Consider the following 23,416-nt stretch of genomic DNA (forward strand, 5'->3'; position numbering starts at 1 on the left):
TGCGCGGCGTTCATGTCCACAAACTGGCGTAACGCTTATGCTGCATTTGTTCGCTGGCCTGGATTTCCATACCGGCCTGATGTTAATTCTCGCATTGTTGTTCGTGTTGTTTTATGAAGCCATCAACGGTTTTCATGATACGGCCAATGCGGTCGCTACAGTTATTTATACCCGCGCCATGCGCTCGCAACTTGCGGTCGTGATGGCAGGTTTGTTCAACTTTCTTGGCGTAATGCTCGGCGGTTTGAGTGTTGCTTACGCCATCGTCCACTTGTTGCCTACCGATCTGTTGTTGAACGTCAGTTCAGCACACGGATTAGCCATGGTCTTCTCCATGCTGTTGGCGGCAATCATCTGGAACCTCGGCACCTGGTATTTCGGTCTGCCGGCGTCCAGTTCCCATACGCTGATAGGCGCAATCATCGGTGTCGGTTTAACCAACGCCCTGATGACCCACACTTCGGTGGTGGATGCGCTTAACGTCCCGAAAATGATTGGTATTTTCCTTTCTCTGCTGTTCTCGCCGCTGGTCGGCATGATGGTGGCGGGAGTGATGGTGTTCGCCTTGCGCCGCTATTGGAGTGGCACCAAGAAACGCCAGCGTATCCACATGACCCCTGCGGAACGTGAAAAGGTCGACGGCAAACGCAAGCCGCCGTTCTGGACCCGTATCGCGCTGATCCTGTCGGCGATTGGCGTCAGCTTCTCGCACGGCGCCAACGACGGCCAGAAAGGCATCGGCCTTATCATGCTGGTGCTGATCGGCGTTGCGCCGGCCGGCTTCGTGGTCAATATGAATGCAACCGGTTATGACATCACCCGTACGCGTGACGCCGTGACCCACCTGCAGCAATATTACCAGCAGCACGGCGACGCGCTGTCGCATGCGGTGTCGTTGACGCCGCTGGTGCCAAGCCCGGATGACGAAGCCACGCCTGGCAAACCGGCCGAGTTCCACTGCGACAGTTCGCGCGCCATGCCGGCGATCGAGCTGGCTCAGGGCATGCTGACCAACCTGCAAAGCTACGATCAGTTGACGGTTGAGCAGCGCAGCCATTTGCGCCGCCTGCTGATGTGCGTGACCGACACGGCGGATAAAGTCGCCAAGCTGCCGGAAACCTCATCCGCCGACCAGCGCTTCCTGAAGAACCTGCGTCAGGATCTGCTGCAGACCGTCGAGTACGCGCCGATGTGGATCATCGTCGCCGTCGCGCTGGCGCTGTCGCTCGGCACCATGGTGGGCTGGAAACGCGTAGCCACCACCATCGGCGAGAAGATCGGCAAGAAAGGCATGACCTACGCCCAGGGCGTATCGGCCCAGATGACCGCGGCGCTGTCGATCGGCGTGGCGAGTTATACCGGCATGCCGGTCTCCACCACCCACGTTCTCTCTTCGGCGGTTGCCGGGACGATGATCGTGGACGGCGGCGGCGTGCAGAGCAAAACCGTGAAGAACATCCTGTTGGCCTGGGTGCTCACCCTGCCAATCTCGATTCTGCTTTCCGGTGCGCTGTATTGGGTCGCGTTGAAGCTGATCTAAGCGACAAGCATCATGAGGAAGGCGGCCGCATGGCCGCCTTTTTTTTGCCTGCATCAAGGGAAACAGAAAGGCATTAATACCAAATCATCATCGCTATCAGGCAGATGACCACCAGGCCGCACAGGGCCGAAGTCAGCATAAACTGCCCGCGCACCCGCTCGCAGCGGCGAATAAACTCCGGATCGTGGTGCTCGACATAGCGCTGCGCGAAAATATAACGCACCAGCCTCAGCTGCTTGCTGGGTTGGCCGTGGGCGGTAAAGAAGCCGCCGCCGTCGACATATTGGTACAGCAGCGGGTCACAGCCGCGCAATACCACCAGCAGCGCGCGCAGAGAAGAGTAATACCGCACCATGTTAACCACACACACCACACACAAGGCCCAAAACAGCGCGACGGTACTGATCATGATTGCCCCCTCAAGGCGTTGTTATCCGCGGCCATCCGCCGGGTCCAACCGCCCTACCTCATTACCCGATACTCTGCTGGAGCTTACCGCTCTCATCCCCTTTTTTTGCCTGCACGGGCCACGCCCATAACCCACCGCCTCCGAAGACGTTGCCGCACCGCACGATGAGATTTGCACGGCATGGTTCTACTCAGAGGAGAAATGATGAGGCCCACATCCATCATTGTAGGTTAATGAAACGCAAACTGGCCTGAGCAGTGGATAAAATTTACCGCCCTGTGCCGAAAAGTCACCTGCCGGGGCGTTATAAGCGATAACCGCCCGTTTTCGATTAGGCTGTTTTTATGGATAGTCTATCCCGCGCCACGCCGCTGATCTTTCCCCCCACGCTGGCTAGACTCAGGTTTCCGTTACGCTTATCCAAGGAAACTGTTATGGCAAACCATTCAATCAAGGGAAAAACCGTCCTGATCGCCGGCGGCGCCAAGAACCTCGGCGGGCTGATCGCGCGCGATTTGGCTGAGCAAGGCGCCAAAGCGGTGGTGATCCACTACAACAGCGCCGCCTCCAAAACCGAGGCGGAGAAAACCGTCGCCGCCATTCAGGCCGCCGGGGCGCAAGGCGTCGCGCTGCAGGCCGATCTGACCACCGCAGGCGCGGTCGAGAAGCTGTTCGCCGATGCTGTCGCCGCCGTCGGCAAGCCGGATATCGCCATCAATACCGTCGGCAAGGTGCTGAAAAAGCCGCTGATCGACATCAGCGAAGCCGAGTACGACGAGATGACCGCGGTCAACGCCAAAACCGCGTTCTTCTTCCTGAAAGAAGCGGGTAAGCACCTTAACGACAACGGCAAAATCTGCACGCTGGTCACCTCGCTGCTCGGCGCCTTCACGCCGTTCTACGCCGCTTACGCCGGCACCAAAGCGCCGGTGGAGCACTTCACCCGCGCCGCCGCCAAGGAGTTCGGCGAGCGCGGCATCTCCGTGACGGCGGTCGGCCCCGGCCCGATGGATACCCCGTTCTTCTACCCGGCGGAAGGCGCGGACGCCGTGGCCTACCACAAGACGGCGGCGGCGCTGTCGCCATTCAGCCAAACCGGCCTGACCGATATCGAAGACGTGGTGCCGTTCATCCGTCATCTGGTCAGCGACGGCTGGTGGATAACCGGCCAAACCATCCTGATCAACGGCGGCTACACCACCAAATAAACCCGGCGGGGGCACCTATCGCCCCCGCACCTGCTCGCGCGCAACCGCGCCATGCGGCTACACTCTCTGTCAGAAACGGCGCCAAGGAACAGCAGGTCAACGAGATGGACAGATTCAATCAATACCGCGTATTCGTGCAGGTGGCGGAGATGGGCAGCTTTATCCGGGCGGCCCATGCGCTGGAGGTGCCGCGCGCCTCGGTGTCCGCCGCCGTTCAGCAACTGGAAACGCAGCTGGGCGTGCGCCTGCTGCACCGCACCACACGGCAAGTGCGGCTGACCGCCGACGGCGAACAGCTGCTCGAACGGCTGCGCCCGCTGCTGGCCGAGGTGGAGGATATCGATCAGTCGTTTCAGGCCAGCCAACGGCAGGCCTCCGGGCGGCTCAGCGTCGATGTGCCGAGCCGCATCGCCCGTCGGCTGATCGCGCCGGCGCTGCCCAGCCTGCTGCGGCGCCACCCTCATCTGCAGCTGGTGCTCGGCTCCGCCGATCGCGCCATCGATCTGGTGCAGGAAGGGGTCGACTGCGCGGTGCGCGTCGGCGATCTGCACGACAGCAGCCTGGTGATGCGCCCGCTCGGCCATATCGCGCTGATCAACTGCGCCAGCCCCGCCTACCTGAGCGAATTCGGCCATCCTCTTCATCCCGCCGATCTCGCCGAGGGGCACTGGAGCATCGGCTACGCCTCGCCCAAAACCGGCCGCGAATCCCCCTGGGAATACCTGACCGGCGACGGGCACACCCAGCGGCTCGACTTGCCCAGCCGGGTGGTGGTCAACAACGCCGAAAGCTATATCGCCTGCTGCCGCGCCGGGCTGGGATTGATGCAAATCCCGCGCTACGACGTGCAACACCTGCTCGACGCCGGTGAACTGGTGGAAGTCCTGCCCGGTTACCGCGCCGCCTCCATGCCGATCGCCCTGATCTACCCCCATCGCCGCCAGCGTTCCCGCCGTTTGGCGGTGTTTCACGAGTGGTTTGAAAGCCTGCTGCAACCGCATCTGGAGCGCTGATTGCACATTTAGCGCTATACTTTGTTTAATAACGCTTATAATTCAAGCGGTCAGACCGTTAAAACCCGCATAACCCTTAGGCTTTTTCGCCGCGCGGGTGTACAACGAAAGGTATCGTGCGCAGAGATTTTCGATGCGGCGCAGTGTGATCGCCCCAACATATCATTGCGTTATCCGAATGATACTATGGAACCAAAAGCGCCAGGCGGGTACACGGAACGCCTGCTAACCCTTTTTAATCGGCATGTTTATGGAAGGAGTATTCTTATGGCTTACAAACACATATTGATCGCGGTAGACCTATCCCCGGAAAGCAAGATCCTGGTAGAAAAAGCCGTCTCTATGGCGCGGCCGTATAACGCCAAAGTTTCTCTGATCCACGTCGATGTCAACTATTCCGATCTCTATACTGGCCTTATCGACGTCAATCTCGGCGACATGCAAAAGCGCATCTCTGAAGAAACCCACCAGGCGCTGACCGAGCTGTCGCAAAACGCCGGCTACCCGATCACCGAGACCCTGAGCGGCAGCGGCGATCTGGCGCAGGTGCTGGTGGACGCCATCAAGAAATACGACATGGATCTGGTGCTGTGCGGCCACCACCAGGACTTCTGGAGCAAACTGATGTCTTCCGCTCGCCAGCTGATCAATACCGTGCACATCGATATGCTGATCGTGCCGCTGCGCGACGAAGAAGACGAATAAAGTAAGCGCTTGCTAACTTAACTGCCCAACGCCCGCGCCCTGCGGGCGTTTTTCATGCCGCCACGCCGATTAATCGCTTGATAATCAACCGCCCTCCGATGATATAGTCGCTAAAGACACAACATCCTCCCCCGAGCATCACCTATACCCAAATCTATAAGAAATAGCGGGGGAAAATTTAATGCTAAAAGGAGTTATCCATGGAATATGCCGTATCGGTAGAGTCTTTCCTGTCCTCGTTACAACGCCATAACCCCCACCAGCCGGAATATCTGCAGGCCGTGCGCGAAGTGTTCACCTCGCTGTGGCCATTTATCGAGCGCAACCCGCGCTATCGCGAACAGGCGCTGCTGGAGCGCCTGGTGGAGCCCGAGCGCATCATTCAGTTCCGCGTCAGCTGGGTGGACGATCGCGGCCAGGTGCAGGTCAATCGCGCCTTTCGCGTCCAGTTCAACTCGGCCATCGGCCCCTACAAGGGCGGCATGCGCTTCCACCCGTCGGTAAACCTGTCGATCCTGAAGTTCCTCGGCTTTGAGCAGACCTTCAAGAATGCGCTGACCACCCTGCCGATGGGCGGCGGCAAAGGCGGCTCCGATTTCGATCCGAAAGGCAAAAGCCAGGGCGAGATCATGCGTTTCTGCCAGGCGCTGATGACCGAGCTGTATCGCCACTTGGGCCCGGACACCGACGTGCCGGCCGGCGACATCGGCGTCGGCGGCCGTGAAGTCGGCTTTATGGCCGGCATGATGAAGAAACTGTCCAACAACACCGCCTGCGTGTTTACCGGCAAAGGGCTCTCCTTCGGCGGCAGCCTGATCCGCCCCGAGGCGACCGGCTACGGCCTGGTGTACTTTACCGACGCCATGCTGCAGCGCCACGGCCTGGGCTTTGAGGGGATGCGGGTGGCGGTATCCGGCTCCGGCAACGTGGCGCAGTACACCATCGAGAAAGCGTTGGAGCTGGACGCGCGCGTGATCACCGTGTCGGATTCCGGCGGCACTCTGGTGGACGAAGACGGCTTCACCACCGAGAAGCTGGCGCACCTGGCGGAGATCAAAAACCAGCGCTACGGCCGGGTGGCGGACTACGCCCGCGAACGCGGCCTGACCTACCTGGCGGGCCAGCAGCCGTGGAACGTGCCGGTGGATATCGCCCTGCCGTGCGCCACCCAGAACGAACTGGATCTCGAGGCGGCGCAGACGCTGATCCGCAACGGGGTGAAAGCGGTGGCGGAAGGCGCCAACATGCCGACCACCATCCAGGCCACCGACGCCTTCCTCGACGCCGGGGTGCTGTTCGCGCCCGGCAAGGCGGCCAACGCCGGCGGCGTGGCCACCTCGGGGCTGGAGATGGCGCAAAACGCCGCGCGCATCGGCTGGCGGGCGGAAAAAGTGGATGTACGTTTACAACATATCATGGCGGATATTCACCATGCCTGCGTGGAATACGGCGGCGAGGGCAAGCAAACCCACTATGTACACGGCGCGAATATCGCCGGTTTCGTTAAGGTTGCGGAGGCGATGCTGGCCCAGGGCGTGCTGTAATCGGGCGCAAAGGTGATCTTGTTCACACATCGATTAAATGCTTCAATGCCGGCCTCTGCGCCGGCATTTTTTTCCGCGTCCAAGCCATCAAAATGATGCGCAAGCGTTAATTAAAAGTTAATAAAAAGTTATTTATGGCCGTTTAATTGGTAGTAAATTTACCACCACCAAATAATTAAACATTTATTTAACACTAAATGCGCCAGTATTTTACTTAAATGTGCGCAGATCACATTTCATTAACTTCGGCTACGCCCCCTCTTCCATTCCTTTGTAATCTGCAGCGGTGGAAAAACCGCCACCCCTACAGATAAAAAAAGGTACAGCTAATGAAATTTAACCTCGCATTATTAAATGCATGTGTGGTTTCTGCGTGCATGTTATCGACAACACCTGTGTTCGCCGCTGATAAATATGAGATTGCCGTGGTCGCCAAAGTGACCGGCATTCCGTGGTTCAACCGCATGGAAGTGGGCGTCAACGAAGCGGCGAAAAAACTCGACGTCAACGCTTACCAGACCGGCCCGTCTACGCCGGATCCGGCCGCGCAGGTCAAGGTGATTGAGGATCTGATCGCCAAGAACGTCAACGCCATCATCGTGGTGCCGAACGACGCCAAGGTGCTGGAGCCGGTGCTGAAAAAAGCGCGCGACAAAGGCATCGTGGTGCTGACCCATGAATCCCCGGACCAGCAGATCGGCCAGTGGGACATCGAGACCATCGACAGCGAGAAATACGCGCAGGCCAACGTCGATGAGCTGGCGAAAGACATGGGCGGCAAAGGCGGCTACGCGATCTACGTCGGCTCGCTGACCGTGCCGCTGCACAACGCCTGGGCCGATTCCGCCATCAAATACCAGAAAGAAAAATACCCGGACATGTTTGAAGTCACCTCGCGCTTGCCGGTGGCGGAAAGCATCGACAAATCCTACGCCACCACGCTGGATCTGATGAAAACCTATCCGCAGATGAAGGGCATCATCGGCTTCGGTTCGCTCGGCCCAATCGGCGCCGGCCAGGCGGTGGCCAAGAAACGCGCCAAGGACAAAATCGCGGTGGTGGGCATCGCCATGCCGGCGCAGGCCGCTCCTTACCTGATGCGCGGCGACATCAAGAAAGCGCTGCTGTGGGATCCGAAAGACGCCGGTTATGCGCTGGTGACGGTGGCCGACCAGCTGCTGCAGGGCAAAGAAGTGAATAAGGACCTGTCGATCGAGGGCCTCGGCAAAGCCGACGTCGATATGGAACACAAAGTGATTCGGTTTAATAAGATTTTGGAAGTGACCAAAGACAACGCCCAATCGCTCGGATTCTGATTTTTCGCGTAATTTCGCCACACCGGGAAAGTAGTTAAACCCTCGTAGGGGCGCAGCGTTGCTGCGCCCAGGGCTTCGGCCGCTACGCAAGCACAGGTTAACGTTATGACAGCCTCCCCCGCATTTATCACCCTGGAGAATATCAGCAAGCGATTCCCAGGCGTGCTGGCATTAGACCAGATCAACCTGACGCTGAATAAAGGCGAAGTGCACTGCCTGGCCGGGCAAAACGGCTGCGGCAAAAGCACCATCATTAAAATCATCTCCGGCGTCTATCAGCCGGAAAAAGGCGCCAATATTTCGCTGGAAGGCAAACTCTTCCACGCCCTGACGCCGCAGCTGTCCGGTTATTACGGCATACAGGTGATCTACCAGGACCTGTCGCTGTTCCCTAACCTGACGGTGGCGGAAAACATCGCCATCCACCGTTACCTGCCCGGCGGCCACTTCTGGGTGCGCAAGCGGGTGATGCGCCAGACGGCGCTGGACGCCATGGCGCGGGTCGGCGTACACATCGATCCCGATAAAAAAGTGGAAAAACTGTCGATCGCCGATCGGCAGCTGGTGGCGATTTGTCGCGCCATCGCCGCCGAAGCGCGGTTGGTTATCATGGACGAACCGACCGCCTCGCTGACCCGCCAGGAAGTCGACGGCCTGCTGCGGGTGGTCAACGAACTGAAGGCGGCCGGCATCTGCGTGGTGTTCGTCAGCCACAGATTGGACGAAGTGATGGAAGTCGCCGATCGCATCAGCGTGATGCGCGACGGCAAGCTGGTGGGCACCTGGCCGGCCAGCGAACTGGACAGCCATGAACTGGCGTTCCTGATGACCGGCCAACGCTTCCATTACAGCCCGCTGCCCCCGCTGCCGCCGGCCGAACAGGCGCCGCTGCTCGAGGTGCGCAACCTCAGCCGCGGCGAGAAATACCGCAACGTCAATCTGGCGCTGCGCGGCGGCGAGATCGTCTCGATCGTCGGCCTGCTCGGCGCCGGCCGCACCGAACTGTGCCTCAGCCTGTTCGGCATGACGCGGCCGGACAGCGGCGAGATCCGCATCGAGGGCCGGTCGGTGCAGCTGCACAACAACCGCGAAGCGGTGCGCCACGGCATCGGCTACGTGTCGGAAGATCGTCTGACGCAGGGATTGATCATGGAGCAATCGATCTACGACAACACCATCGTCACCGTCTTCGATCGGCTGCATACCTCGCTCGGGCTGCTGGATCACGCCAAGGCGACCGAGCTGGTCAACCGGCTGATCCGCGATTTGAACATCAAGGTGTCCGACAGCGCATTGCCGGTGAAAACCCTGTCCGGCGGCAACGCCCAGCGCATCGCCATCGCCAAATGGGTCGCGACCCAGCCGAAGATCCTGATCCTCGACTCGCCCACCGTCGGCGTCGACATCGCCAACAAAGAGGGGATCTATCAGATCGCCCGCGATCTGGCGCAGCTGGGCATGGCGGTGCTGATGATCTGCGACGAGATCCCGGAAGCCTATTACAACAGCCATCGGGTGATGGTGATGCGCAAAGGCGAGCTGATCGCCGAATTCGCGCCGCACCAGAGTACCGAACAACAGATCGCCGAGGTGGTGAATGGATAAGTCATTATTGGCCCGCCTGGCCGGGCGGCACGAGTTTTATCTCGGCCTGCTGGTGCTGCTGCTGGCGATCGGCCTGAGCGCCGGCACCGATGAGTTTCTGACGCTCGGCAACCTGACCGACGTCGCCACCAGCTACGCCATTCTCGGCATCCTGGCCTGCGGGCTGTTCGTGGTGCTGATCGCCGGCGGCATCGACATTTCGTTCCCGGCGGTCACCGCCATCGCGCAGTATGTGATGGCCAGTTGGGTGATCCAGCACGGCGGCAGCTTCCCGCTGGCGTTCGCCCTGGCGATTGGCGTCGGCCTGCTGCTCGGGCTGGTGAACGGTTTCCTGGTGTACTGGCTGAAAGTGCCGGCGATCATCATCACCATCGCTACCCTTAACCTGTTCTACGGCCTGCTGGTGTACGCCACCAACGGCACCTGGCTGTACGGCTTCCCGGACTGGTTCATGAACGGCATCAACTGGTTCTCGTTCCAGGGCGCCGACGGTTACGACTACGGCCTGACGCTGCCGCTGCTGTGCCTGCTGGCGACCATCGTCGTCACCGGCGTGCTGATGAACCGCACCCGGCTGGGGCGCCAGATCTACGCCATGGGCGGCAACCGCGACGCGGCGTCGCGCCTGGGGTTGAACCTGCTGCGGCTGCACTTCTGCGTCTACGGCTATATGGGCATTCTGGCCGGCGTCGCGGCGGTGGTGCAGGCGCAGATCACCCAGTCGGTGGCGCCCAACTCGCTGCTCGGCTTCGAGCTGACGGTATTGGCGGCGGTGGTGCTGGGCGGCACCAGCATGAGCGGCGGCCGCGGATCGTTGACCGGCACCCTGCTCGGCGTGGTGCTGCTGGCCTTCCTGCAAAACGGGCTGACGCTGCTCAGCGTCTCGGCCTATTGGCACCAGGTATTCAGCGGCGCGATCATTTTGATCAGCATCAGCACCACCGCCTGGAACGAAAAACGCAAGCTGCTCAAGGAGATCTGACATGACGCAGTTAACTCGGTTGATCCCAAACGATCGGATCATTCGCCTGCAGGGCGCGATCATCATCGCGGTGGCGCTGCTGTTCGCCGGGCTGCTCGGATCGCGCTTCTTCAGCCTCGGCAACTTCCAGTCGATCGCCTCGCAGCTGCCGATCCTCGGCCTGCTGGCGCTCGGCATGGGCATCACCATGCTGACCGGCGGCATCAACCTGTCGATCATCGCCGGCGCCAACGCCTGTTCGCTGGTGATGGCGGCGATCATCGTCAGCCATCCCGACCAGCCGCTGTTCCTGGCGCTGGCGCTGTTGGCCGGCCTGCTGGTGGCGGTGGCGATCGGCGCGCTCAACGGCGCGCTGGTAGCCTGGATAGGCGTCTCGCCCATCCTCGCCTCGCTCGGCACCATGACCCTGATCACCGGCCTGAATATTCTGCTGTCCAACGGCGCGGTGATCTCCGGCTTCCCGGCGGCGATTCAATTTCTCGGCAACGGCGCCGTGCTCGGCGTGCCGGTGGCGCTGATCCTGTTCCTGCTGGTGGCGGTGGGTCTGTGGCTGCTGCTGGAGCACACCACGCTGGGGCGCAGCCTGTACCTGATCGGCTCCAACGAGCAGGCCACCCGCTTCAGCGGCGTGAACACCGCGCGGGTGCAGATCGCGGTGTATATCCTGTCGGCGCTGCTCGGCTGGGGCGCCGCCCTGCTGATGATGGCCAAGTTCAACTCGGCCAAGGCCGGCTACGGCGAATCTTATCTGTTGGTGACCATTCTGGCCTCGGTGCTGGGCGGCATTAACCCGGACGGCGGCTTCGGCCGCATTCTGGGGTTGGTGCTGGCGCTGATCGTGCTGCAAATGTTGGAAAGCGGCCTTAATTTGCTGGGGGTCAGCAGCTACCTGACCATGGCCCTGTGGGGCGGCGTGCTGATCCTGTTTATCGCGTTACAGAATCGAAAAGCCTGAGGAGAAAATAATGGCGAGCTATTTTATTGGCGTAGATGTGGGCACCGGAAGCGCGCGCGCAGGCGTATTCGATCTCAATGGCCGCATGGTCGGCCAGGCCAGCCGGGCCATCGATCTGTACCGGCCGAAGGCGGATTTCGTCGAGCAGTCGTCGGATAACATCTGGCAGGCGGTGTGCAATGCGGTGCGCGACGCGGTCAACCAGGCCGACATCAACCCGATCCAGGTCAAAGGGCTGGGCTTCGACGCCACCTGTTCGCTGGTGGTGCTGGATAAAGAAGGCAAACCGCTGACCGTCAGCCCCTCCGGCCGCACCGAGCAGAACATCATCGTATGGATGGATCACCGGGCGATCGCCCAGGCCGAGCGCATCAACGCCACCAAACACCGGGTGCTGGACTTCGTCGGCGGCATCATTTCGCCGGAGATGCAGACGCCGAAACTGCTGTGGCTGAAGCAACACATGCCCACCACCTGGGCCAACGCCGGTTACCTGTTCGATCTGCCGGACTTCCTCACCTGGCGCGCCACCCAGGACGCCACCCGCTCGCTGTGCTCGACGGTGTGCAAGTGGACCTATCTCGGCCACGAGCAGCGTTGGGACAAGAGCTACTTCCAGCAGATCGGGCTGGAAGACGTGCTGGAACACGACGCGGCCAAGATCGGCAGCGACGTTAAAATGATGGGCGAGCCGCTGGGCCACGGCCTGACTCAGCGCGCCGCCAGCGAGATGGGGCTGATCGCCGGCACGGCGGTGAGCGTGTCAATCATCGACGCCCACGCCGGCACCCTCGGCACGCTGGGCGCCACCGGCGTCTCCGGCGAGGTGGCCGACTTCAACCGCCGCGTCGCGCTGATCGGCGGCACCTCCACCGGCCATATGGCGATGTCGCGCACCGCGCGCTTTATCGGCGGCGTCTGGGGGCCGTATTACTCGGCGATCCTGCCGGAATACTGGTTGAACGAAGGCGGCCAGTCCGCCACCGGCGCGCTGATCGACCACGTCATCCAGTCGCACCCGTGCTATCAGGAGCTGCTGGCGCAGGCGAAAACTCAGGGCCAGACCATCTATGAGGTGCTGAACGCCATTCTGCGCCGCATGGCCGGCGAGCCGGAGAACATCGCCTTCCTGACGCAGGACATTCACATGCTGCCGTACTTCCACGGCAACCGCTCGCCGCGCGCCAACCCGACGCTGACCGGCATCCTGACCGGGCTGAAGCTGTCGCGCACGCCGGAGGACATGGCGCTGCACTACCTGGCCACCATTCAGGCCATCGCGCTCGGCACCCGCCACATCATCGAAACCATGAACCACAGCGGCTACAGCATCGACACCATCATGGCCAGCGGCGGCGGCACCAAGAACCCGATCTTCGTGCAGGAGCACGCCAACGCCACCGGTTGCGCCATGCTGCTGCCGGAGGAGAGCGAAGCGATGCTGCTGGGCGGCGCGATGATGGGCACCGTGGCGGCCGGCGTGTTCGACACCTTGCCGGAGGCGATGAGCGCCATGAGCCGCATCGGCAAGACGGTGACGCCGCAGACCAACCAGATAAAAAGCTACTACGATCGCAAATACCGGGTGTTCCACGAGCTGTACAACGACCACATGAAATACCGCCGGTTGATGCAGGAGGAGGCGTGATGCAGCAAGAGTGGCGGCAGGCCGTGCAGGGCTGGCAAACCTACAGCCAGGAGCTGGCGCAGCTGGGCGAACGCCTCGATGCGCGCACCTGGCAACGGCTGCTGGCGCTGCTGGCCGACTGCCGCGGTAAAATCGCCGTCACCGGCGTCGGCACCTCGGGGATTGCGGCGCGCAAGATAGCCCATATGCTGGCCTGCGTGGAGCGGCCGGCGGTCTATCTCGACGCCACCGGCGCGGCGCACGGCGATCTGGGCTTCCTGCGCGCCGACGATCTGCTGATCCTGATCTCGCGCGGCGGCAATTCCGACGAGCTGACCCGCCTGCTGCCGACGCTGCAGGCCAAGGGAGTGACGCTGATCGCGGTGACGGAAAACCCGCACTCCGCCATCGCGCAGGCGGCGCAGCTGACGATCGCCACCGGGGTGCAAAAGGAGATAGATCCGCTGAACATGCTGGCCACCACCTCGATTGTGCTGGTGTTGGCGATCTTCGACGCCGCCTGCGCCTGCCTGATGACGCGCAGCGGCTATGACAAGGCCGCCTTGCTGGCGGTGCATCCGGGCGGCGGCGTGGGGAAAAGTTTGCGGGAGGAAAACTGAGGGCCCGACAAGGCGGGCCCGGCTGACATTACAGCGGCATGTAGATATCGAAACGGTGGCTTTTGGTCAGCGTGGCGGCGTGCGCCGGCACGTCGGCCAGCGGCGGCGCGTAGTCCGGGCGTTTCACCACCACGCGCTTGGTCGCCAAACGGCGCGCCGGTTCCAGCAGGCCGTCGGCGTCATCGTCGCTGCCCACCAGCGATTGGAACACCCGCATCTCTTTCTTCACCAGCGCGCTTTTCTGCTTGTGCGGGAACATCGGATCGAGATACACCACCTCCGGGCGCGGGCTGAGATCCGCCAACGCCGTCAGGCTGGAGGCGTGCAGCAGCGTCAGACGATCGCGCAGCCACGGGCCGATTTCCGCATCCTGATAGCCGCGCTGCAGGCCATCGTCCAGCAACGCCGCCACCACCGGATTGCGCTCCAGCATCCGCACCCGGCAGCCCAGCGCCGCCAGCACGAAGGCGTCGCGCCCCAGCCCGGCGGTGGCGTCCACCACGTCCGGCAGGTAGCTGCCCTTGATGCCGACCGCCTTGGCCACCGCCTCGCCGCGGCCGCCGCCGAAACGGCGCCGGTGCGCCATGGCGCCGGAGACGAAATCGACGTAGATCCCGCCGAGCTTCGGCTCGTCGCGCTTGCGCAGCTCCAGCCGCTGCGGGGTCAGTACCAGCGCCATCGGCGCATCGTCGTCGGACGTCAGCCGCCAGCGCTGCGCCAAAACAGACAAGGCGCCGGGATCGGCGCCTGCTTCACACAATAAACACACGCTCACGTGTCGGGTTATCCTTTAATGCCGTAATGACGCAGCATAGCATCCAGCTGCGGCTCGCGGCCACGGAAGCGTTTGAACAGCGCCATCGGCTCTTCCGAACCGCCGCGCGACAGGATGTTGTCGAGGAAGGATTTGCCGGTCTCGGCGTTGAAAATCCCCTCTTCTTCGAAGCGCGAGTAGGCGTCGGCCGACAGCACTTCCGCCCACAGGTAGCTGTAGTAACCCGCCGCGTAGCCGCCGGCGAAGATGTGGCTGAAGGCGTGCGGGAAGCGGCCCCAGCTCGGCGAAGGCACCACCGCCACCATTTTCTTCACTTCCGCCAGCGTCGGCAGGATCTGCGCCCCTTTCTCCGGGCTGTATTCGAAGTGCATGCGGAAATCGAACAGACCGAACTCCAGCTGGCGCAGAATGAACAGCGCCGCCTGGTAATTCTTGGCCGCCAGCAGCTTGTCGAGCATGGCCTTCGGCAGCGGCTCGCCGCTCTGGTAGTGGCCGGAGATAAACGCCAGCGCTTCCGGCTCCCAGCACCAGTTTTCCATAAACTGGCTCGGCAGCTCGACCGCATCCCACGGCACCCCGTTGATGCCGGAGACGCCGGCGGTATCGATCTGCGTCAGCATGTGGTGCAGACCGTGGCCGAACTCGTGGAACAGCGTAGTCACTTCGTTATGGGTGAACAGCGCCGGCTGGTCGCCCAGCGGGCGGTTGAAGTTGCAGGTCAGGTAAGCGACCGGTTTTTGCAGCGTGCCGTCGGCCTTGCGCAGGCTGCCGACGCAGTCGTCCATCCAGGCGCCGCCGCGTTTGTTTTCGCGGGCGTACAGATCGAGGTAGAAGCTGCCGCGCAGCTCGCCGTCGGCGTCGAACAGATCGAAGAAGCGCACGTCCGGATGCCAGGTATCCACGTCTTTACGCTCTTTGGCGGTGATGCCGTAAATGCGTTTCACCACTTCGAACAGCCCTTCCACCACACGCTGTTCCGGGAAGTACGGGCGCAGCTGCTCGTCGCTGATGGAGAACAGGTGCTGCTTCTGTTTTTCGCCGTAATAGGTGATGTCCCAGGCGTCGAGCTCGTCCACGCCATAGTGCTGTTTGGCGAAGGCGCGCAGCTGTGCCAGCTCCTGCTCGGCCTGCGGGCGGGCGCGTTTGGCCAGATCGCTCAGGAAGCCGATCACCTGCTCCGGGCTTTCCGCCATCTTGGTCGCCAGCGACTTGTCGGCGTAGGTGTCAAAGCCCAGCAGCTGAGCCAGCTCATGGCGCAGCGCCAGCGTTTCCGCCATCACTTCGCTGTTATCCCATTTGCCGGCGTTCGGCCCCTGATCGGAGGCGCGGGTGGCGAAGGCGCGGTACATCTCTTCGCGCAGCGCGCGGTTGTCGGCGTAGGTCAGCACCGGCAGGTAGCTCGGCATGTCCAGCGTCAGCAGCCAGCCGTCCTGCTCTTTGGCCTGCGCCATCGCCTGGGCCTGCGCCAGGGCGCTTTCCGGCAGGCCGCTCAGCTCGGCTTCGTCGGTAATCAGTTTGCTCCAGCCCATGGTGGCGTCGAGCACGTTGTTGCTGTAGGTAGAGCCCAGTTCGGACAGGCGCGCGACGATCTCGCCGTAGCGCTGCTGTTTGTCCGCCGACAGGCCGATGCCCGAGAGTTCGAAATCGCGCAGCGCGTTGTCCACCGCCTTGCGCTGCGGCACGCTCAGCGTCTCGAACGCCGCGCCCTCTTTCAGGCTGCGGTAGGCCTGGTACAGCCCTTCGTGCTGGCCGACCCAGGTGCCGTACTCGGACAGCAGCGGCAGCGCCTGCTCATAGGCGGCGCGCAGCTCCGGGCTGTTTTTCACCGAGTTCAGGTGCCCGATCGGCGACCAGATGCGCGACAGGCGATCGTCCGACTCCGCCAACGGCTGACACAAATTGTCCCAGGTGAACGGCCCCGGCTGCGCGACCACGCGCTCTACCGCGGCGCGGCAGTCCGCCAGCGCGGATTGCACCGCAGGCACGATATCTTCAGGGCGGATCGCCGAGAACGGCGGCAGGGAAAACGGGGTCAGCAACGGATTTGTCATAGGGCAGTCCTGATTAGCGTTGGGGCCCGCCGCGAGGGCGAGCCTTAAAATGCGTATGAATCTCTAACATGGAGCCGGACAACAGGAAAATCAATGCCCGGCGTTGATCGTTCGTGCCTTAAACGGCGCATTGGCGAATGCGGGCGGCCAGCGCCGCCAGCTGTTCGTCGTCGGCGCGCACGGCGTCGTGGGAGGAAATGTAGCCTTCGTAACGCGTGAAAAACTTCGGCGAGGTCGATTCGATCGGCCGCCACTGCTCCAGCGACGCAGTGCCGTGCAGCGGGATCAGTTTGGCGTGCACATGGTCGACGCCGTAGCCCTCGAACACCATGCCGCAGCGGCCGACGTCGTCGAACGCGCGATCCAGCTGCTTTGCTACCCGCTTGGTCGCCAGCATCAGCGCGCTCAACACCTCGTCCGGCAGGTCAAACGCGTAGCTCGGGTGGTGCGCCTTGGGGATCACCACGCTGAAACCGTCGGTGTTGGGAAAGATGGACAGGAACGCCAGATGGTCGTCGTCTTCCCAGATTTTATGGCACGGCGCCTTGCCCGCCACGATGTCGCAAAAAATGCAGCTCATCCTTTCTCCTTGTGATTCACAGCGTTTCAACCCGTTCGAATTCTTCGAATACCAGCCACATGTCCGGCGCAAAGCTCCCCTCGCGGGTAAAGAATGCCTGATGCCCCTCGCGCCAAAACGCCAGGCTTTTGTCGCCTTCGCCCTCTTTGGCCGCCATCTCGGCGGTCACCTGGTCGTAGCGCACCAGGCGCAGCGCCAGGGTTCTGATCACGCAGGCCGGTTCGCCGCGGCCATCGAGAACGATGCTGTAATCGCCGATCCTCGGGGTTTGTTCCCGACGATAGCTCGCATAGGAACTGCAGGTGGCGGTTTTATCCCCGCTCAGCACCAACCCCAGCAGTTCGTCGGCTAACGCGGGGCCGTCGCCGAACGCCCAGCGCGCCGCGTCGGGGTAATTCGCCAAAATCGCCTGTTTGCTCATCGTCCTGTCCCTTTCTGTTAACGTCTGCGGCAACGGAGTCCGGTTTTTCCCGGCCAGACAGTTTATACTGTGCAGATTATAAGCCTTATTGCATTGAATGCTCCGTCTGCGGAGCACAAGGAACCGCCACCCGTCATGTTAAGTTATCGCCACAGTTTCCACGCCGGCAACCACGCCGACGTGCTCAAACACACCGTTCAGAGCCTGATCATCGAGTCGCTGAAGGAAAAAGAGAAGCCGTTCCTGTATCTGGATACCCACTCGGGCGCGGGCCGTTATCAGCTCAGCGGCGAACACGCCGAGCGCACCGGCGAATACCTGGAAGGCATCGGCTTGCTGTGGCAACGCGACGATCTGCCCGAGGAGCTGGCGGCCTACATGAGCGTGGTGCACAACTTCAACCGTTCCGGCACGCTGCGCTACTACCCCGGTTCGCCGCTGATCGCCCGCCAGCTGCTGCGCCCTCAGGATAAAATTCACCTGACCGAGCTGCACCCGAGCGATTACCCGCTGCTGCGCAGCGAGTTCCAGAAAGACGAGCGCGCCAAAGTGCAGCGCGCCGACGGCTATCAGCAGCTGAAATCCCAGCTGCCGCCACCGTCGCGCCGCGGCCTGATCCTGATGGACCCGCCGTATGAAATGAAGACCGATTACCAGGACGTGGTCAAAGGCATTCAGGAAGGCTACAAGCGTTTCGCCACCGGCACCTACGCGCTGTGGTACCCGGTGGTGATGCGCCAGCAGATCAAACGCATGCTGCGCGATCTGGAAGCCACCGGCATTCGCCGCATCCTGCAGATCGAGCTGGCGGTGAAACCCGACAGCGATCAGCGCGGCATGACCGCCTCCGGCATGATCGTCATCAACCCGCCGTGGAAGCTGGAACAGCAGATGAAAAACGTGCTGCCGTGGCTGCACAAGGTGCTGGTGCCGTCGGGCATCGGCCACCATCTGGTCAACTGGGTGGTACCGGAATAATCCCCGGCAGGGCGCGGTTTACCGCGCCCTGCGTCCGCCTATCGCAGCCATCGACGCAATCTTTGCGACAAACCCCGGTCAGGCGTTAAACTCTTACCCTCTTCAAATTCACAACTCATGGAAATCCCAGATGACGAAACATTACGATTATCTAGCAATTGGCGGCGGCAGCGGCGGTATCGCATCGATCAACCGGGCAGCCATGTACGGCCAAAAGTGTGCGCTGATTGAAGCCAAAGAGCTGGGCGGCACCTGTGTAAACGTGGGTTGTGTACCGAAAAAAGTCATGTGGCACGCGGCGCAGATCGCCGAGGCCATCCATCAGTACGGCCCGGACTACGGCTTCGACACCACCGTCAACGCCTTCGACTGGAAAAAGCTGGTCGCCAACCGCACCGCCTATATCGACCGCATCCACAACTCCTACGATAACGTGCTGGGCAAGAACAAGGTTGACGTGATCAAAGGATTCGCGCGCTTCGTGGATGCGCACACCGTGGAGGTGAACGGCGAAACCATCACCGCCGATCACATCCTGATCGCCACCGGCGGCCGCCCAAGCCATCCGGCTATTCCGGGCGCGGAATACGGTATCGACTCCGACGGCTTCTTTGAGCTGGACGCCATGCCGAAACGCGTCGCCGTGGTGGGCGCCGGCTATATCGCCGTAGAGATCGCCGGCGTGCTGAACGCGCTGGGCGCGGAAACGCACCTGTTCGTGCGCAAGCACGCGCCGCTGCGCACCTTCGATCCGATGATCGTCGACACCCTGGTGGAAGTGATGAATACCGAGGGGCCAAGCCTGCACACCGAATCGGTGCCGAAAGCGATCGTCAAGAACGCCGACGGCAGCCTGACGCTGCAGCTGGAAAACGGCAAGGCATTCACCGTCGACTGCCTGATTTGGGCCATCGGCCGCGAACCGGCGACCGACAACCTGAACCTCGGCGTGACCGGGGTGAAAACCAATGAGAAAGGCTACATCGACGTCGATAAGTTCCAGAACACCAACGTCAAAGGCATCTACGCGGTGGGCGACAACACCGGCGCGGTAGAGCTGACCCCGGTCGCCGTGGCCGCCGGCCGCCGCCTGTCCGAGCGCCTGTTCAACAACAAGTCGGACGAGCACCTGGACTACAGCAACATCGCCACCGTGGTGTTCAGCCACCCGCCGATCGGCACCGTCGGCCTGACCGAGCCGGAAGCCATCGAGAAATTCGGCGCGGACAACGTGAAGGTGTACAAGTCCTCCTTCACCGCCATGTACAGCGCCGTGACGCAGCACCGCCAGCCGTGCCGCATGAAGCTGGTGTGCGCGGGTAAAGAAGAGAAAATCGTCGGCCTGCACGGCATCGGCTTCGGCATGGACGAGATCCTGCAGGGCTTCGCGGTGGCGGTGAAGATGGGCGCCACCAAGAAGGACTTCGACAACACCGTGGCTATCCACCCGACTGCGGCGGAAGAGTTCGTCACCATGCGCTAAGCGCTACGTTTATCCCACTCTCAGGCCGGGGTAAATACCGGCCTGTTCTTTTTGTGCGGTTTACTATTCCCTTCGCACCCGCCTGCTTTTTCTGCCATTATTCTGCCTGATAAATTAGCGGGACTGATACAAACCTCCCCGCGCCTCTGGAGAACGCCGATGCTGTTCAAACTATGCAAAACCCTTGCGATGGCCTGCGTGGCCCTGATTATCGCCCAGAGCAGCGCGCTCAGCTTTACCCTGGAAGTGGCGGGCAAGATCGACAACGTGACCGATCCGGTCAACAAAAGCTATCTGTTCACCGATAAACAGCTGTTGGCGATGCCGGTGCACAGCATCACGACCTCCACCTCCTGGACGCCGCAGAGGAAGTTTGAAGGGATTTCGGTGGCCGACATCCTGGAGCGCGTCGGCGCCAAGGGCGAGACGCTAACCTTCTACGCGCTGAACGATTATTACATCGACGTGCCGTTGTCCGACGTCAAGAAGTACAACATGATCCTGGCCTACAAGATGGACGGGGAGATGCTGAAGCTCAGAAACTTCGGCCCGCTGTTCCTGGTTTACCCGCGTGACGCCGCCGGGCCTGAGCTGAACTCGCCGTTGTACAACTCGCGCTTTATCTGGCAAGTCGACAGGATCGTGATCAAATGAAGCTGACGACCTTTAAGAACGGCAGCAGGCTGGCGATACCGGCCATCTTCGCCGCGCTGTTTCTGGTGGCTTCGACCGTCACGCTCTATTACTACAGCGCCACCCTGTCGAAGAAAGGGCTGTATGCCATCGCCGGCACGCAGGAGAACTACTCCTGGTCGATCGCCAAGTTCTCCATCAAGCTGGCGGAATTCGACACGTTCGTCGAGCAGCAGAGCCACGCGCCGCAGGTGGACAACGACAACCTGCGGCTGCGGTTCGAAATCCTCTATTCGCGCTTTTACGTGCTGGAAACCGTCTCCGAATCCACGCAACCGCTGTACGCCGAGCCGGGCTACCCGGAAGTGGTCAAGCAGATGCGCCTGCAGATGGATCGCATCGATAAACTGCTGGATAACCCGAAAATCGACTTCAATCAGGTTTTCGCGGCCATGAAGGCCATTAAGCCTTACGCCATCGAAATGGCCAACCTGACCGACCACGCCGAGGTGAAGCAGCGCACCGCCGCCTATGAGGACTACATCGAGAAACGGCACATCATTTTCTATGGGCTGGTGATTGTCATGTTCTCGGTGATCGCGCTGATCGCCATCACCCTGATCGTGTTCCGTCAGCAGCGGCTGACCATTCGCCAGCAGGCCAAGGCGATCGAGGCGGAGAAAGCGACCCGCACCAAAAACGCCTTCCTCGGCGCCATCGGCCACGAACTGCGCACCTCATTGCAGAGCGTGATGTCGGCCATCGACGTGCTGGTGAATACCCGGGTATCGGCGGAGCATGCGGACACCTTCCAGCGGCTGGAGACCGCCGCGCAGCAGATCGAAAGCCAAATGAAAGATCTGACCGACTACGCGCACCTCGACAGCGGCATGATGGAGCTGCGTATCGTGCCGTTCGACGCGCAGAAGCTGATCGCGGAGACCGCCAACGAAATCGCTACTTTGACCCGCAAAGAGCAGGTCAAGCTGAGCTGCGAGGTGGAGTGCAGCCACCTGTTGGTGCATTCCGACCCGCTGCGCATCCGGCAGATTATCGTCAACCTGCTGACCAACGCCTACAAATACACCGAAAGCGGCAGCATTACGCTGCACAGCTGTCTACGCCGTCAACCCGGCGGCAGTTCGTTGATTATCGAAGTGACCGACACCGGCATCGGTATCGAAAAAGACCAGCTCGATCAGATCTTCAAACCCTTTACCCAGTTGGATCAGTCGCATACCAAGCAATATGCCGGCGTGGGGATGGGGTTAGCGATCGTGCACGGCCTGGTGACGCTGCTCGACGGCACCATCACGGTGTACAGCGAAATCAAGAAGGGCAGCACCTTTATCGTCAGCATTCCGGTGCAGATCAGTGAAGAAGAACGCGCCGACGAGCCCGCCGCCGCCAATGCCTCTCTGCAGCAGAAACCGCAGCAGGTGCTGGTGGTGGATGACAACAAGTCGGTGGGTGACGCCTTTGCGGCGTTGCTGGATAAGCTGGGTTACCAGCACGAACTGTGCGACTCGCCGGAACGCGCGTTGCAGAAACTGCTCAGACGCCCTTACGACGCGCTGTTGCTGGATCTGCAGATGCCGGGCATCGACGGCGCCGCCCTGGCCAGGCAGCTGCGCAACCGTCGCGGCCCCAACCGCCATGTGCCGATCATCGGCATCAGCGCCTACACGCCGGAGCAACTCACGGCGGATCAGCGCGCGCTGTTCGACAACTACCTGATGAAGCCGGTTCGGCTGGATGCGCTGTCGAACGCGCTGGCCGAGGTGTTCCCCGCTAAAGATTAAAACAGCGTTGCAGTGCGGCTTCGATCACATGGAGCCGCACCGGTTTTTCATAAGGGCCGAGTACATCGTACTCGCGCATCGCCTGAGCGATTTCCGATTCGCGTCGATCGGTGCCCAGCTCACCGGTCAGCACCAGTACCGGCGCGTCCGGGTTGTCGGAGGCGCGGATGGTGGCGATACAGCGATCCGCCGTTTCTTCACCGATCAGCCAGTCCACCACGTAACCGTCGAACAGGCTTTGCTGCAACGCCTGACAGAAGCTGTCGACGTCGTAAAACGCCACCGCGTTGAAACCGCAGCCGCCAAGATACTTGGCCAACTCATCGGCCGCCTGATGCGAATCGTCCAATACCGCAATGCTCAGACGCTCGTCGTCGCCATAGCCGGGCCGGATTTCGATCAGCTCGACGCCATAACGCGGCCCTGCCGGCGCCTCATCGGCGCGATAGATATGCCATTGCCCCTCGATGCGCAGCGCCACAAATTCCGCCGGCCGCCCGGCGGGAAGCTCGTCGCCGATGTGCCCGACGCAAGGCATCGCGACCCCTGCCACAAAAAAGATGGCATCGCGCGCCATGTTCGGTTCGGCCGCCTCGTGTTCGGCGCTCAAATCGGCGATCGCCGCCGGCGTTTCTCCGAGCGCGGCCGCGACGCTGTTGATCTGTTCCAGCGTCCAGGGGCTTTGCCCTTTCAATTTGCGGTGCGCATGTGAAAAACTCAGATCCAAGATGCGGCTGAGCTCTCGGGCATGCTGACGTTTTCCAATCCCGTAATGTAAAAACAGCTCTCTGACCCGATTGGCAATCGACTGTGAATCGAATTTTTGGTGATTGTTATCCATTTGTTCCTTCGATTTTTTTTACTGATTTATCAGTCGTTTTGATTATTTCTGCTGAAAAAGCCACATCTAAAACTAGCATCCCATGCAATTATGCGTTAAAAACGTTGCTTGACATACCATGTTGCATCGTCAAACATGGTATCAAAAGAGACATACAGCAATACACTATAAAAAAACAACACCAGCACGTTTTTTAATAATAACCATAGTAACACCAGGGAAAATTTGTTCCGTTGCCGCTACTGAGACGATGTCCACATCGCTCGGACTGCATAAGCAAAACGGGGCTTGAGCCTTTAGCGCTAATCTGTTTTACCCACTTTTGAGC

Annotated in this window: 21 protein-coding genes; 15 read left to right on the plus strand and 6 right to left on the minus strand. The window is 61.1% G+C overall.

The window, feature by feature from the left end; genetic code table 11:
* Positions 1-37: 37 nt before the first annotated feature.
* Entirely contained in the window at positions 38-1,540 is a 1,503-nt protein-coding gene (gene pitA, locus ITX55_RS19110; RefSeq protein ID WP_033645348.1) for an inorganic phosphate transporter PitA, read from the plus strand.
* Between the two features lie 73 nt (positions 1,541-1,613).
* Here pitA and uspB read toward each other — a convergent pair whose 3' ends face one another.
* Entirely contained in the window at positions 1,614-1,949 is a 336-nt protein-coding gene (uspB, locus tag ITX55_RS19115; RefSeq protein WP_004930978.1) for a universal stress protein UspB, read from the minus strand.
* Between the two features lie 434 nt (positions 1,950-2,383).
* On the opposite strand from uspB, the gene ITX55_RS19120 reads away from it, so the two are divergent.
* The 10 genes from ITX55_RS19120 to ITX55_RS19165 all read left to right on the plus strand — a co-directional run bounded on the left by ITX55_RS19120 (position 2,384) and on the right by ITX55_RS19165 (position 13,524).
* A complete protein-coding gene (locus ITX55_RS19120; protein ID WP_033645349.1) occupies positions 2,384-3,157 on the plus strand; it encodes an SDR family oxidoreductase in 774 nt (257 codons plus the stop codon).
* Positions 3,158-3,261: 104 nt separating this feature from the next.
* Positions 3,262-4,170, plus strand: coding sequence for a LysR family transcriptional regulator (locus tag ITX55_RS19125; protein ID WP_042785536.1), 909 nt, complete (start codon positions 3,262-3,264; stop codon positions 4,168-4,170).
* A gap of 267 nt (positions 4,171-4,437) precedes the next feature.
* Positions 4,438-4,875 carry a universal stress protein UspA gene (gene uspA, locus ITX55_RS19130; RefSeq protein WP_004930988.1) on the plus strand — a complete coding sequence of 146 codons (438 nt, stop codon included), beginning with the start codon at positions 4,438-4,440 and terminating at the stop codon, positions 4,873-4,875.
* Between the two features lie 200 nt (positions 4,876-5,075).
* On the plus strand, positions 5,076-6,419 hold the full coding sequence (gdhA, locus tag ITX55_RS19135) for an NADP-specific glutamate dehydrogenase (protein WP_021505207.1): 1,344 nt from the start codon (positions 5,076-5,078) through the stop codon (positions 6,417-6,419).
* Between the two features lie 329 nt (positions 6,420-6,748).
* Positions 6,749-7,735: an autoinducer 2 ABC transporter substrate-binding protein gene (locus ITX55_RS19140; RefSeq protein ID WP_033636379.1), complete on the plus strand. Its 987-nt coding sequence runs from the start codon at positions 6,749-6,751 to the stop codon at positions 7,733-7,735.
* A gap of 105 nt (positions 7,736-7,840) precedes the next feature.
* Positions 7,841-9,340, plus strand: coding sequence for a sugar ABC transporter ATP-binding protein (locus tag ITX55_RS19145; protein WP_123062032.1), 1,500 nt, complete (start codon positions 7,841-7,843; stop codon positions 9,338-9,340).
* Positions 9,333-10,322, plus strand: coding sequence for an ABC transporter permease (locus ITX55_RS19150; RefSeq protein ID WP_015379367.1), 990 nt, complete (start codon positions 9,333-9,335; stop codon positions 10,320-10,322). The genes ITX55_RS19145 and ITX55_RS19150 overlap by 8 nt, the downstream gene beginning before the upstream one ends.
* A gap of 1 nt (position 10,323) precedes the next feature.
* Positions 10,324-11,277: an ABC transporter permease gene (locus tag ITX55_RS19155; RefSeq protein ID WP_016930441.1), complete on the plus strand. Its 954-nt coding sequence runs from the start codon at positions 10,324-10,326 to the stop codon at positions 11,275-11,277.
* Positions 11,278-11,287: 10 nt separating this feature from the next.
* Entirely contained in the window at positions 11,288-12,925 is a 1,638-nt protein-coding gene (locus ITX55_RS19160) for an FGGY-family carbohydrate kinase (protein WP_004931001.1), read from the plus strand.
* Positions 12,925-13,524 (plus strand): SIS domain-containing protein, encoded by a 600-nt coding sequence (locus tag ITX55_RS19165; protein ID WP_069100177.1) that lies wholly within the window; start codon positions 12,925-12,927, stop codon positions 13,522-13,524. The genes ITX55_RS19160 and ITX55_RS19165 overlap by 1 nt, the downstream gene beginning before the upstream one ends.
* Positions 13,525-13,552: 28 nt before the next feature.
* Here ITX55_RS19165 and rsmJ read toward each other — a convergent pair whose 3' ends face one another.
* The 4 genes from rsmJ to ITX55_RS19185 all read right to left on the minus strand — a co-directional run bounded on the left by rsmJ (position 13,553) and on the right by ITX55_RS19185 (position 17,351).
* The gene (rsmJ, locus tag ITX55_RS19170) at positions 13,553-14,299 is read right to left on the minus strand and encodes a 16S rRNA (guanine(1516)-N(2))-methyltransferase RsmJ (RefSeq protein WP_033645355.1); all 747 of its coding nucleotides are present in this window, start codon (positions 14,297-14,299) and stop codon (positions 13,553-13,555) included.
* Between the two features lie 8 nt (positions 14,300-14,307).
* The gene (prlC, locus tag ITX55_RS19175; RefSeq protein ID WP_033645356.1) at positions 14,308-16,350 is read right to left on the minus strand and encodes an oligopeptidase A; all 2,043 of its coding nucleotides are present in this window, start codon (positions 16,348-16,350) and stop codon (positions 14,308-14,310) included.
* A gap of 118 nt (positions 16,351-16,468) precedes the next feature.
* Positions 16,469-16,930, minus strand: coding sequence for an HIT family protein (locus ITX55_RS19180; RefSeq protein ID WP_108682179.1), 462 nt, complete (start codon positions 16,928-16,930; stop codon positions 16,469-16,471).
* A gap of 16 nt (positions 16,931-16,946) precedes the next feature.
* On the minus strand, positions 16,947-17,351 hold the full coding sequence (locus ITX55_RS19185; RefSeq protein WP_025304616.1) for an ASCH domain-containing protein: 405 nt from the start codon (positions 17,349-17,351) through the stop codon (positions 16,947-16,949).
* 135 nt (positions 17,352-17,486) lie between these two features.
* Between ITX55_RS19185 and ITX55_RS19190 the strand changes: the two genes are divergently transcribed.
* The 4 genes from ITX55_RS19190 (at position 17,487) to ITX55_RS19205 (ending at position 22,247) form a co-directional block, all read left to right on the plus strand.
* On the plus strand, positions 17,487-18,329 hold the full coding sequence (locus ITX55_RS19190; RefSeq protein WP_033636386.1) for a 23S rRNA (adenine(2030)-N(6))-methyltransferase RlmJ: 843 nt from the start codon (positions 17,487-17,489) through the stop codon (positions 18,327-18,329).
* A 130-nt stretch (positions 18,330-18,459) separates the two neighbouring features.
* On the plus strand, positions 18,460-19,812 hold the full coding sequence (gorA, locus tag ITX55_RS19195; protein ID WP_108682181.1) for a glutathione-disulfide reductase: 1,353 nt from the start codon (positions 18,460-18,462) through the stop codon (positions 19,810-19,812).
* 159 nt (positions 19,813-19,971) lie between these two features.
* A complete protein-coding gene (locus ITX55_RS19200; protein ID WP_049202894.1) occupies positions 19,972-20,466 on the plus strand; it encodes a molybdopterin-dependent oxidoreductase in 495 nt (164 codons plus the stop codon).
* Positions 20,463-22,247 carry an ATP-binding protein gene (locus tag ITX55_RS19205; protein WP_033651793.1) on the plus strand — a complete coding sequence of 595 codons (1,785 nt, stop codon included), beginning with the start codon at positions 20,463-20,465 and terminating at the stop codon, positions 22,245-22,247. The genes ITX55_RS19200 and ITX55_RS19205 overlap by 4 nt, the downstream gene beginning before the upstream one ends.
* Here the strand turns inward: ITX55_RS19205 and ITX55_RS19210 are convergent.
* A complete protein-coding gene (locus ITX55_RS19210) occupies positions 22,237-23,088 on the minus strand; it encodes a helix-turn-helix domain-containing protein (protein ID WP_033645361.1) in 852 nt (283 codons plus the stop codon). The genes ITX55_RS19205 and ITX55_RS19210 overlap by 11 nt on opposite strands.
* Between the last annotated feature and the right edge of the window lie 328 nt (positions 23,089-23,416).

Source organism: Serratia sp. EWG9 (assembly GCF_019913725.1).
Classification (GTDB): Bacteria; Pseudomonadota; Gammaproteobacteria; order Enterobacterales; family Enterobacteriaceae; genus Serratia; species Serratia ureilytica.

What these genes read in the sequence shown, in the direction of transcription:
- gdhA (WP_021505207.1), top strand. Translation starts at nt 5,076, where the DNA reads ATGGAATATGCCGTATCGGTAGAGTCTTTCCTGTCCTCGTTACAACGC.
- ITX55_RS19190 (WP_033636386.1), top strand. Translation starts at nt 17,487, where the DNA reads ATGTTAAGTTATCGCCACAGTTTCCACGCCGGCAACCACGCCGACGTG.
- ITX55_RS19185 (WP_025304616.1), bottom strand. Translation starts at nt 17,351, where the DNA reads ATGAGCAAACAGGCGATTTTGGCGAATTACCCCGACGCGGCGCGCTGG.
- gorA (WP_108682181.1), top strand. Translation starts at nt 18,460, where the DNA reads ATGACGAAACATTACGATTATCTAGCAATTGGCGGCGGCAGCGGCGGT.
- uspA (WP_004930988.1), top strand. Translation starts at nt 4,438, where the DNA reads ATGGCTTACAAACACATATTGATCGCGGTAGACCTATCCCCGGAAAGC.
- ITX55_RS19150 (WP_015379367.1), top strand. Translation starts at nt 9,333, where the DNA reads ATGGATAAGTCATTATTGGCCCGCCTGGCCGGGCGGCACGAGTTTTAT.
- prlC (WP_033645356.1), bottom strand. Translation starts at nt 16,350, where the DNA reads ATGACAAATCCGTTGCTGACCCCGTTTTCCCTGCCGCCGTTCTCGGCG.
- ITX55_RS19145 (WP_123062032.1), top strand. Translation starts at nt 7,841, where the DNA reads ATGACAGCCTCCCCCGCATTTATCACCCTGGAGAATATCAGCAAGCGA.
- ITX55_RS19180 (WP_108682179.1), bottom strand. Translation starts at nt 16,930, where the DNA reads ATGAGCTGCATTTTTTGCGACATCGTGGCGGGCAAGGCGCCGTGCCAT.
- ITX55_RS19205 (WP_033651793.1), top strand. Translation starts at nt 20,463, where the DNA reads ATGAAGCTGACGACCTTTAAGAACGGCAGCAGGCTGGCGATACCGGCC.
- ITX55_RS19140 (WP_033636379.1), top strand. Translation starts at nt 6,749, where the DNA reads ATGAAATTTAACCTCGCATTATTAAATGCATGTGTGGTTTCTGCGTGC.
- ITX55_RS19200 (WP_049202894.1), top strand. Translation starts at nt 19,972, where the DNA reads ATGCTGTTCAAACTATGCAAAACCCTTGCGATGGCCTGCGTGGCCCTG.
- uspB (WP_004930978.1), bottom strand. Translation starts at nt 1,949, where the DNA reads ATGATCAGTACCGTCGCGCTGTTTTGGGCCTTGTGTGTGGTGTGTGTG.
- ITX55_RS19210 (WP_033645361.1), bottom strand. Translation starts at nt 23,088, where the DNA reads ATGGATAACAATCACCAAAAATTCGATTCACAGTCGATTGCCAATCGG.
- ITX55_RS19125 (WP_042785536.1), top strand. Translation starts at nt 3,262, where the DNA reads ATGGACAGATTCAATCAATACCGCGTATTCGTGCAGGTGGCGGAGATG.
- pitA (WP_033645348.1), top strand. Translation starts at nt 38, where the DNA reads ATGCTGCATTTGTTCGCTGGCCTGGATTTCCATACCGGCCTGATGTTA.
- ITX55_RS19155 (WP_016930441.1), top strand. Translation starts at nt 10,324, where the DNA reads ATGACGCAGTTAACTCGGTTGATCCCAAACGATCGGATCATTCGCCTG.
- ITX55_RS19165 (WP_069100177.1), top strand. Translation starts at nt 12,925, where the DNA reads ATGCAGCAAGAGTGGCGGCAGGCCGTGCAGGGCTGGCAAACCTACAGC.
- ITX55_RS19160 (WP_004931001.1), top strand. Translation starts at nt 11,288, where the DNA reads ATGGCGAGCTATTTTATTGGCGTAGATGTGGGCACCGGAAGCGCGCGC.
- ITX55_RS19120 (WP_033645349.1), top strand. Translation starts at nt 2,384, where the DNA reads ATGGCAAACCATTCAATCAAGGGAAAAACCGTCCTGATCGCCGGCGGC.